At 59.7% G+C, this 9,023-nt stretch carries 10 protein-coding genes; 3 read left to right on the top strand and 7 right to left on the bottom strand.

Annotation, left to right across the window (positions count from 1 at the left end):
• Positions 1 to 266: 266 nt before the first annotated feature.
• A complete protein-coding gene (gene ccoN / locus IAI51_RS22370) occupies positions 267 to 1,694 on the top strand; it encodes a cytochrome-c oxidase, cbb3-type subunit I (RefSeq protein ID WP_187680438.1) in 1,428 nt (475 codons plus the stop codon).
• A 15-nt stretch (positions 1,695 to 1,709) separates the two neighbouring features.
• Positions 1,710 to 1,931: a cbb3-type cytochrome c oxidase subunit 3 gene (locus IAI51_RS22365; protein WP_187680437.1), complete on the top strand. Its 222-nt coding sequence runs from the start codon at positions 1,710 to 1,712 to the stop codon at positions 1,929 to 1,931.
• A 130-nt stretch (positions 1,932 to 2,061) separates the two neighbouring features.
• Here IAI51_RS22365 and IAI51_RS22360 read toward each other — a convergent pair whose 3' ends face one another.
• Positions 2,062 to 2,553, bottom strand: a complete 492-nt coding sequence (locus tag IAI51_RS22360; RefSeq protein ID WP_187680436.1) for a hypothetical protein — start codon at positions 2,551 to 2,553, stop codon at positions 2,062 to 2,064.
• A gap of 195 nt (positions 2,554 to 2,748) precedes the next feature.
• On the opposite strand from IAI51_RS22360, the gene IAI51_RS22355 reads away from it, so the two are divergent.
• Entirely contained in the window at positions 2,749 to 3,441 is a 693-nt protein-coding gene (locus tag IAI51_RS22355; RefSeq protein ID WP_187680435.1) for an aspartate/glutamate racemase family protein, read from the top strand.
• 1 nt (position 3,442) lies between these two features.
• Here IAI51_RS22355 and IAI51_RS22350 read toward each other — a convergent pair whose 3' ends face one another.
• The 6 genes from IAI51_RS22350 to IAI51_RS22325 all read right to left on the bottom strand — a co-directional run bounded on the left by IAI51_RS22350 (position 3,443) and on the right by IAI51_RS22325 (position 9,010).
• The gene (locus IAI51_RS22350) at positions 3,443 to 3,961 is read right to left on the bottom strand and encodes a GNAT family N-acetyltransferase (RefSeq protein ID WP_187680434.1); all 519 of its coding nucleotides are present in this window, start codon (positions 3,959 to 3,961) and stop codon (positions 3,443 to 3,445) included.
• Positions 3,962 to 4,067: 106 nt separating this feature from the next.
• A complete protein-coding gene (locus tag IAI51_RS22345) occupies positions 4,068 to 5,048 on the bottom strand; it encodes a LysR family transcriptional regulator (protein ID WP_187680433.1) in 981 nt (326 codons plus the stop codon).
• Positions 5,049 to 5,206: 158 nt separating this feature from the next.
• The gene (locus IAI51_RS22340; protein WP_187680432.1) at positions 5,207 to 6,154 is read right to left on the bottom strand and encodes a peptidylprolyl isomerase; all 948 of its coding nucleotides are present in this window, start codon (positions 6,152 to 6,154) and stop codon (positions 5,207 to 5,209) included.
• Complete coding sequence (locus tag IAI51_RS22335; protein ID WP_187680431.1) at positions 6,151 to 6,621, bottom strand: YbjN domain-containing protein; 471 nt, start codon at positions 6,619 to 6,621, stop codon at positions 6,151 to 6,153. Before IAI51_RS22335 ends, IAI51_RS22340 begins: the two co-directional genes overlap by 4 nt.
• 43 nt (positions 6,622 to 6,664) lie before the next feature.
• Entirely contained in the window at positions 6,665 to 7,294 is a 630-nt protein-coding gene (locus IAI51_RS22330) for a DNA repair protein (protein ID WP_187680430.1), read from the bottom strand.
• Positions 7,295 to 7,312: 18 nt separating this feature from the next.
• Positions 7,313 to 9,010, bottom strand: coding sequence for a putative porin (locus IAI51_RS22325; RefSeq protein WP_187680429.1), 1,698 nt, complete (start codon positions 9,008 to 9,010; stop codon positions 7,313 to 7,315).
• Positions 9,011 to 9,023 lie beyond the last annotated feature (13 nt).

The raw sequence follows: 9,023 nt of genomic DNA, 5'->3' as shown, positions 1-9,023 counted from the left end.
GTGTCTGACACACCGCGATCGCGAGCAGGCTCACTCCTACAGTTTTCGTAGAGGCACTATGAAGGTACGGCGCAGGACGTTACAGATTCACCTGAATGTATAAAAACCATATCAGGACGCGGCAGAACGCCGCAGGCAGCACTTAAATCTGATCCGCACAAATGAAAGATTCCTGAGCCTGTTTTGTTTCCAGCGGTATTCCTACAGTGCAGCTCGTGCCAGACCGGGTGGCCTGGCAAGACTTTGCAACCGTGGATGAACTGACCATGAGCACAGCAACAATCGGACAGGCTTATAACTACAAGGTCGTCCGCCAATTCGTTATCGCGACGGTTTTCTGGGGTGTCGTAGGCATGGCGATGGGGGTTTGGATCGCCTCGCAACTGGTGTGGCCAGAGATGAATCTGGACTTGCCGTGGACCACCTTCGGCCGTTTGCGGCCGCTGCACACCAGCCTGGTGATTTTCGGTTTCGCTGGCAGCGCGCAATTCGCCGCCAGCTACTACGCGGTGCAGCGCACCTGCCAGGTGCGGCTGTATTCGGACAAGCTCGCCGCGTTCACTTTCTGGGGTTGGCAATCGGTGATTGTGATCATGCTGATCACCCTGCCAATGGGCTACACCACCACCAAGGAATACGCCGAGATCGAATTCTCCGGCGCGGTGTGGATGGCCGTGGTCTGGGTCGCCTATGCAGTGGTGTTCTTCACCACGGTGGTGCAGCGCAAGACCAAACACATCTACGTCGGCAACTGGTTCTTTGGCGCGTTCATTCTGGTGATCGCCATGCTGCATGTGGTCAATCACCTGTCGATTCCGGTGGACTGGTTCAAGTCGTATCCGGTGTATTCCGGCGCCACCGACGCCATGGTGCAGTGGTGGTACGGGCACAACGCGGTGGGGTTCTTCCTGACCACCGGTTTCCTCGGAATGATGTATTACTTCGTACCAAAGCAGGTCAACCGGCCGGTGTATTCGTATCGGTTGTCGATCGTGCATTTCTGGGCGCTGATCACCCTGTACATCTGGGCCGGCCCGCACCATTTGCACTACACCGCACTGCCGGACTGGGCGCAGTCGCTGGGCATGGCGATGTCACTGATCCTGCTGGCGCCGAGCTGGGGCGGGATGATCAACGGCATGATGACGCTGTCGGGTGCCTGGCATAAATTGCGCACCGATCCGATTTTGCGCTTCCTGGTGCTGTCGCTGGCCTTCTACGGCATGTCGACGTTCGAAGGGCCGATGATGGCGATCAAAACGGTCAACGCCCTTTCCCACTACACCGACTGGACCATCGGCCACGTTCACGCAGGCGCATTGGGCTGGGTGGCGATGATCACGTTCGGCGCGACTTATCACATGGTGCCGAAAGTCTTCGGCCGCGAGCAGATGTACAGCACGCCGCTGATCAACCTGCACTTCTGGCTGGCGACCATTGGCACCGTCCTGTACATCGCTTCAATGTGGGTCAACGGCATTACCCAAGGCCTGATGTGGCGAGCGATCAACGAGGACGGCACGCTGACGTATTCGTTTGTCGAGGCGCTGCAAGCCAGTCATCCGGGATTCATCGTGCGCTTCGCCGGTGGGGTGTTCTTCCTCAGCGGCATGTTACTGATGGCTTACAACGTTTGGCGCACGGTGCGGGTGGCGGATGTTGCACTGGCGCGCAGCGAAGCGCAGATCGCCTGAGGCAGGGAGCCGGTCATGTTCGATGTTTTCTTGAATGTGTTGGGGGTGGTGTTTTTGTGGCTGGCGGTGGAGTACTGCTTGCGACATCAAACCGCAGAAAGCCTCGATGACGCGAGTATGGTGCCGTTTGCCGATGATCCGGAGGTGGCGCGGCGGGTTGAGTTGGCGACCGGAAAAACCGTAAAAGCGGTGGCGCCGGAAGAGGCCAAAAAAGGCTGGATCAACCTGGAAATGTAGCGTCACCAACGTCCCTCTGCAGGAGTGAGCCTGCTCGCGATAGCGGTACATCAGTCACCGTTGATATTGACTGAATGACCCCAATCTCGAGCAGGCTCACGCCTACAAGGTTTTGTGCAAGCCGTGGAATCTAGGTGCGGTCTCGGGGAATCAGGCTTTGCAACTGCTGCGCCAGAAAATCCGCATCGAATACAAAAGTATCCGGATCTTTAAGCCCATTGGTCTTGCGCCACTGCCACTCTCCGCCCGGCAATCCAACCAGCGAAATGCTGCCATACCGCGCCGCCGTCAAGCCCATCACCGCCAACGAAATCTGCCCCGCGCTGCCCATCACATCGGGCACGAACTCCACGGGTTTGCCGGCAATCACAATGCTCAGTTTTTCAGTCTTGAAGGTCGAGGTCTCGACCGGCGTGCTCGGCCCGAAAGCGACATACGCCTCACGGCTCACCTCCAGCAGATTCGGTGCCTGCACCGGCGCCAGCCATTGCTGGATATGGCCGAACAGTTCGGTAATCCGTGTAGCCCACGCCGCCGATTGCGTCTCGAACAGTTGCTTCTTGTGTGCCTCACTCTCGGCATAGTGACGAAGCATTTCGCCCAGCTGTTGTACGTCGTTCATGGGTACGTTCCTCGGGAGAGAGCTTGCGATGGTCGATAGTGACAGATCGAAGCGCTGGCGTACGTTTAACCTCAAACACCGGTACCGGGACACTTTGCACAAGGATCAACGGTACAGTTTGCTTGGCACTGGCGTGCGCTCTTGAACACATGGACACTCTGCCGGAGCCCAACCTTCATAACCAAGGGAAATCCAATGCGCACCATCGGCCTGATCGGCGGCATGAGCTGGGAGTCCAGCGCCGAATACTATCGACTCATCAATCAACAGGTGCGTGACCGTCTCGGCCCATTGCGATCGGCACAAGTGCTGATGTACAGCGTCGATTTCGGCCCGGTCGAACAAGCCCAGCATGCCGGACGCTGGGATGACACTGCGGCGATTCTGGTGGATGCGGCGCGCAGGCTTGAAGCCGGCGGCGCGGAGTGCGTGGTGCTGTGTACCAACACGATGCATAAGGTAGCGGAGCAGATTCAGGCAGCGATCAGCATTCCGTTCCTGCACATTGCCGAACCGGCAGCGCACGCGGCTTTGGCGATTGACGCCCGTACCGTCGGGTTACTCGGCACGGCCTTCACCATGGAGCAGGACTTCCTCAAGCAACGCCTGATTGCCCAAGGCCTGACGGTGTTGGTGCCGGACGAGGCCGAGCGCAAAGACGTGCATCGGATCATCTACGAAGAACTGTGCGTCGGGGTGATCAGTGAGGCTTCGCGCAAGGTTTATCAGCAGGTGATCGAATCGCTGACCGCACGTGGCGCCCAGGCGATCATTCTCGGCTGCACGGAAATCGGCATGCTGGTGAAACCCGAACACAGCGCCCTGCCCCTGCTCGACACCACCGAACTGCATGCGCAGTCGGCGGTGGCGTTTGCGCTGGGCGACTGAGTCAGGCTTTAGGCGAGCGGCGCAGGCGGGCCATGCTCAGAGTGTCCACCCATTGCCCGTCGCGCACCGCGTAGTCACGGAACAGGCCTTCGTTTTCGAAGCCGAACTTGCGGTAGAGGCCCATGGCCGCTTCGTTATCGGCGTATACCGTGAGTTCGACGCGGTGCAGGTTCATCCAGTTGTCGGCAACGTCCAGCGCCGCCGCCAGCAATTTTGAACCCACGCCTTTGCCCTGCCAGGCCACCGCCACGCCCATGCCGATGCTGCCGGCGTGGCTGCGGCGAATCCGCGAATAATGTTCCAGGCCCAAATGGCCGATCACCTCGCCCTGATGCAGCGCCACCAGTTTCACTGCCCGCTCGTTATCCGCCATCACCCTTTGCCGCCAGACCTCGACGGACTGAAACGGCATCTGCAACACCTGGCGGGCCACGGCTGGATTGTTGTACAGCGCAGTAACGGTCTCGACGTGGGATTCGTTGAAGCGTTCGATATGAATCGCAGGGTTGTGGTCGGGCATGGCAGATCCGTCCTGGATCGATGTGTGGCCGACCACTCTAAACCGCAGATATTGCGCCTGGCTACAATCACAATGTAGGAGGTTTGGGTTTCAGTGGGTTCACCGTTCAGGTCTGGAACCATTCCTGGCGTTCGTCGAAGGTGTGGTGAATGAGGTCGAGCAGGGTTTGTACTTCGGCGATGTGTTGCGAATCGGCATTCACCGCCAGCCACGCCTGCAATCGCATCGGCTCCTCGAACAACCCTGGCAGCGCCACCAGTCCACGGTCATAGCGGCTCATGTACATCGGCAGCAAACCAATGCAGGCACTGCACCGGATCATCTCCAGCATCAGCTCATAAGACTGCATTTGCACCACGCCGGCCAGACGTTGTTCGACAAGGTTATTCCATGGTCGAAAACTGTCGATCTGCTGATCGTGTTGCCATTGCACCAGCATGAAATCGGCGAGGTCGTCGGGGCTGTCGGGGCGCGCGGTAACGCGCGAGTAGCGTTTGGCGATGTGTGGCAGGTAGTCCAGGCTCGCGAGTCGCTGTGGTTCGCTGGTGGCGAAGGTCGGGCCGGGATGCGGGGTTTCGCCGTGGGCCAGCCACAGGACGACATCGGCGCTGACGGCGCGCAGCGACAGTTCGCTGTCGAGGGCGATGATTTCCAGACGCACGCTGGCGTTACGCCGCAGCAGCGCAATCAGGTCGCGGCCGAGGATGTCGTGCAGGATCGATTCGGCGACCGCCAGGCGAATCAACGGTTGTTCGACCACCGGCAGTTTGCGCTCATTGGCCAGAGCAACCAGTTTTGCCTGAAGTTGCTGGCCTTCGCGGGTCAGGCTCAAGGCGCTGCCATGAAAGCTGAACAGGGAATGTTGAAGTTCTTGCTCCAGCTGCGCCAGTTGTTTGCGCAGCAGGGTCGATCGAACGTTAAGGCTGCGCGCCGCTTGCATGAAGCAGCCGCAGCGGGCGCTGACCAGAAAGTATTGCGCGATTTCGGTGTCGATCATCGCGGCTTGCGCCAGCCAGGGTTCACTTTCGTCCTGCGCCCAGCGAAATTCGGCGCTGCCCTGTCGTCCTGCGGGTTCGGTGAATGACATCGATGACTTCCTGTCGATCTTTGTACTGGAAACGCCTCGGTTTAAATGTGGGAGCGAGCCTGCTCGCGAATACGGTGCGTCAGGTACCAACGATATTGGATTGACCGACGCTTTCGCGAGCAGGCTCGCTCCCACAGGGGATCTGCGGTGAATCAGGACTATTGTTTTTCCTCGAGAATTTTGTTCAGTTCAGCCCCATCAATACTCAACGTCGCGGTATTGAGCATCCCGTCCAGATACGCCTGGGCAATCTGCTCCTGCCGCTGGGCCCGTAGCGCTTGGGTCAGTTGGTCGCGCAGTTCATCCAGGGTCGCGGTACGCGCCGGTTGCTGCTCGGTGAGTTTGATCACATGAAACCCGGCCGCGCTTTGCACCGGATCGGAAATCGCACCAACCTTCAGTCGCGCCACCGCGCCGCGCACTTCCGGTACCAGTTGCTGCAAGGGTTGCAGACCGGTATCGCCGCCACGTTCAGCCGTCACGCGATCCTGCGAATACTGGGTCGCCAGCGCCGCAAAATCCCCCGGTGTCGCCTGAACCTTTTTGCTCAGTTCCGCCGCCAGTTTGCGTACTGCTTCAAAATTCTGCGGTTCATTCACTCCAAGGAAAATCTGGCTGACCCGATACAAAGCCGGGGTCTGCCAGTTCGCCTTGCCCGCGTCATAGGCTTTCTGCAAATCGGCCGCACTCGGGTAATCCGCCGGCACTTCGCTGACCGAACGCAAATAATCGCGAAAGACAATCTGCTCAGTCGCCGCACGGGTCTGTCGCGCGACGTCCGGACGCTGTGCCCAACCCTGGGCATCGGCCTGTTCCAGCACCGCTTTCTCGGCCAGACGCGCACGAATCCAGCGCTCCAGCGCTTCACGATTACCGCGCAGTTGTTCACGGGTTTCTGGCGGGACAGTGGCCAGCAATGTCTGCAATTCCTGCGGCGACACCTGCTGATTACCCAACCGCGCCACCGCCGGCCCGCCAGCAACCGCCGCCACCGGCGACGATTGCTGGGCGGCGACCGGGTCACTGCCCGGTCGCACCACCAGCGCCACGGCCACCACCAACAGCGCCACTGCTCCAGCGCCGATCACCATGGCAGGCTTTTTCACAGGGCGACTTCCTCTTGCTCGGCGACGGCCACTTTTGCAGCCGAGGCTTGAGCGGCCTGACTGAAGTCACGCAGGTAAACGATGAACTCCTGCAACAGGCGATCCCACAATTCCAGATTGCCGCGCAGGTGATCGTTGCTGACGCCGGCGGCCAGCACCACGTCCATTTCCATCACCAGAAACTCGCCCTGCAACGACAACCGGGCAAAACGTCGAGTCGCGTTCCACTGCTCGGCCACACCGACTGGCAACTCACCCTGCACTCGCAGCGCACAGCTGAAAGTGAAGTCGACATAGCTACCCTGCTCCGCCGCCGGGTTGCCGAAGCGCACGGCGTAGCCGATGCCCTGGCTGGCGCTGAGCAACTGGACGATGCCGTTCTGTTCGGTCTGGTTGACGCGATAACCGGCGGCTTGCAGAACGTCGGTCAGGGATTGCGGGGAAACGTGGCTGATCAATTGAGTCATTGTTTCTTCCTTGTTTATCAGTCTTTTAAATCAGGCTTTTTAATCAGTGCAAGAGCGCGGCTTGCGGCGCGTCGAATTGAGTCTTGTAGAGGTCGTCACCCAACCCCTGGGCCAGTTCATCGAACTTGACCCGGGCGCTGCCCGCGAAGGGCTGGCGGATCTTCATCACCTCGGCCACATCGATGTTTTCGTAGGCAGTGAGGATCTGTTTGGCGACGCCGTACATCTGCTGATTCTTGACTGAACATTGCTGCACTTGTGTGTCACGTTCAGCCAATTGCGCTTGAAGCTTAGACCGTTCTGCCTCTTTGGCACGGGCCATGACCAACAGCTCGTCATAGGCCTTTTTGAACTTGCCGGTTTGCTCGTTACTGGCCGCCACTTGCGCCTGAGCCTGGCTGTGCAGGCTCTGCTGCTGCCCGGCGAGTTGCTCGGCGACGCCTTTGGCCTTGGCCAGTTCGGCGCTCAATTGCTTGATTTGCGCCTGGGCGGCTTTGGCCTCGTTCTGCGCCGCCAGTTGCGCGGCGCTGGCCTGGGCCTGCTGACTTTGCAGGGCCTGCAACTGCTGGGTAGTGCTGCGCAACTGGGTGCGCAGGCGCTCTTCCATGCCTTCGGCGCTCGCCCCGTGCGCGATGAAAAAACTCAGCCCCAACAGTAAAACTCGTGCGTGCATGATCGTTCTCCCGGCGCCTTAGAAGCGCGTGTTGATCTCAAGCTGCAAGACGTCGATGTCGAAAGGCGCGCCGTACACCGCCTCGGTGCTCATCCAGCGACCGGTGGCGTAAACGTTCTTCGCCAAGCCGTAATTACCACCGATGAAATAGCCCTTGGCATTGGTGCCGCCGAGGTGGAACGACGAGTCGTTAAAGCCGTCCGGCAAGGCATCCGGCTGGATGTACTTGTAGCCGGCGAACATATTCCAGTCGCCCTGCTTCTTCAGGTCCAGCGCGTTGCCGAGGGTGAACTGCACCATCCATGCATTGGCGCCGCTTTCGATATCGCCATTGCTGTCGAGGTTGTTGACGATCTGCCCGGCGGAACGCTTGCTCATGTCGCCTTCGTCGTAGCTGAGGTTGTGGATGTAGTTGCCCTGGCTGCGCAGTTTGAAGTCTTGCGGCAGATCGGCATCCCAGACCATGTTCAAGTCGAGCAGGTTGAACTCCGACGCCAGACCGACGAATTGCGGTTGCGGCGTGGTGGTCGGGTTAAGCGGGTTCGGCGTGATGTCCCGTAGCAGGAACACGCTGTTGCCCTTCTGCATGAACGCCGCGCGGCTGCCATCGCTGTCGCAGCCCGGCGCGCCGGCCCACGGCTCGCAGGGGCCGGAGCGCTGGCCTTCGATGTCGTCGAAGCGGTAATAAGCCAGTGCGCCCTTCAAGCGGTTGTTGCTGTTGATCGCCCATTTGGCGCCGATCTGCGCGCCGTATAGCCATTTGTTGTCGCTCTCTTCCTTGTCGAAGCCATTGCTGCTGGTGGTGTCGTTGGTGTAATCCACCGGAAACGCGCCGACGGTGCCGAACACGCCCCAATCACGATTGAGCTTGTGATCGAAAATCGCCGCCACGCCGTCGAAGTTGAGGTCATGGGAATAGAGCATGTCGGTGGACATGAACGGGTTGGCAAAGCGGCCACCGGTCAGGGTCAACTCGTCCGTCGGCTTCCAGTTCAGGTAACCCTGATCGAGCCAGATGTCTTTCTTGGCGAAACCGCCGCCCAGGCTTTGCGTGGTCGATACAGGGTTGTTGTCGGAGCCGGTGCCGATGCGAATGCCGGCGGTCCATTCCGGCGAGATTACCGCTTTCATGCCCAGCCGAGCACGAATGCGGAACTGGTTGGTGCGGTCTTCACGGGTGTTGAGCAGCGGCGGCAGGCTGGTGCTGCTGTTGGGGTTTACGTCGTACGGGCCGTTGTTGTTGAGTTTGGCAAAGTCGACGATTTCGTTGCTGTTGCTGTCCGAGTAATAGCGCGACTCGTTACGCAGGCGAATGTCGCCGTCAAAGCTGATGCGCGACGCCCAGTCCGGGAAGGTGTTGGGCGCTGCCCAGTTTTCCTGCTTGGCGGTGGCCATGACTTCGGCTTTGACCTGATCGCGGATCTGGTCGCGCACCGCTGCTGGTACATACTGCACGCGCACATCGCCTGGGGCGGCAACAGGCCCTGCCGCCACTGCCGTGGTTGCGGCAGCCTGTTTGGCCTGCGCCGCTTCGTTCTGCGCTTGAGCAATCAGCGCGTCGGCCTTGTCCTGTTTCAAAATGCCCTGCTCGACCAGCAAGCGGATCAGATTGATCGTGGCGTTCTCCGAGGGCGCAGGCGCTGCCACGGCCTGACCGACCAGGGTCGCGATGACCATGCCGACCGCCAGGGACAATCGATTCACGTTGGAAATCATCTGCACACAACTC

Origin of the sequence: Pseudomonas sp. N40(2020), assembly GCF_014472415.1 — a bacterium.
Taxonomy (GTDB): Bacteria; Pseudomonadota; Gammaproteobacteria; order Pseudomonadales; family Pseudomonadaceae; genus Aquipseudomonas.
The sequence above is the reverse complement of the archived record's forward strand: the minus strand, read 5'-3'. Positions and strand labels throughout refer to the sequence as shown.

Coding starts and splice junctions, on each gene's coding strand:
- ccoN (WP_187680438.1), top strand. CDS start 267: ATGAGCACAGCAACAATCGGACAGGCTTATAACTACAAGGTCGTCCGC.
- IAI51_RS22365 (WP_187680437.1), top strand. CDS start 1,710: ATGTTCGATGTTTTCTTGAATGTGTTGGGGGTGGTGTTTTTGTGGCTG.
- IAI51_RS22360 (WP_187680436.1), bottom strand. CDS start 2,553: ATGAACGACGTACAACAGCTGGGCGAAATGCTTCGTCACTATGCCGAG.
- IAI51_RS22355 (WP_187680435.1), top strand. CDS start 2,749: ATGCGCACCATCGGCCTGATCGGCGGCATGAGCTGGGAGTCCAGCGCC.
- IAI51_RS22350 (WP_187680434.1), bottom strand. CDS start 3,961: ATGCCCGACCACAACCCTGCGATTCATATCGAACGCTTCAACGAATCC.
- IAI51_RS22345 (WP_187680433.1), bottom strand. CDS start 5,048: ATGTCATTCACCGAACCCGCAGGACGACAGGGCAGCGCCGAATTTCGC.
- IAI51_RS22335 (WP_187680431.1), bottom strand. CDS start 6,621: ATGACTCAATTGATCAGCCACGTTTCCCCGCAATCCCTGACCGACGTT.
- IAI51_RS22330 (WP_187680430.1), bottom strand. CDS start 7,294: ATGCACGCACGAGTTTTACTGTTGGGGCTGAGTTTTTTCATCGCGCAC.
- IAI51_RS22325 (WP_187680429.1), bottom strand. CDS start 9,010: ATGATTTCCAACGTGAATCGATTGTCCCTGGCGGTCGGCATGGTCATC.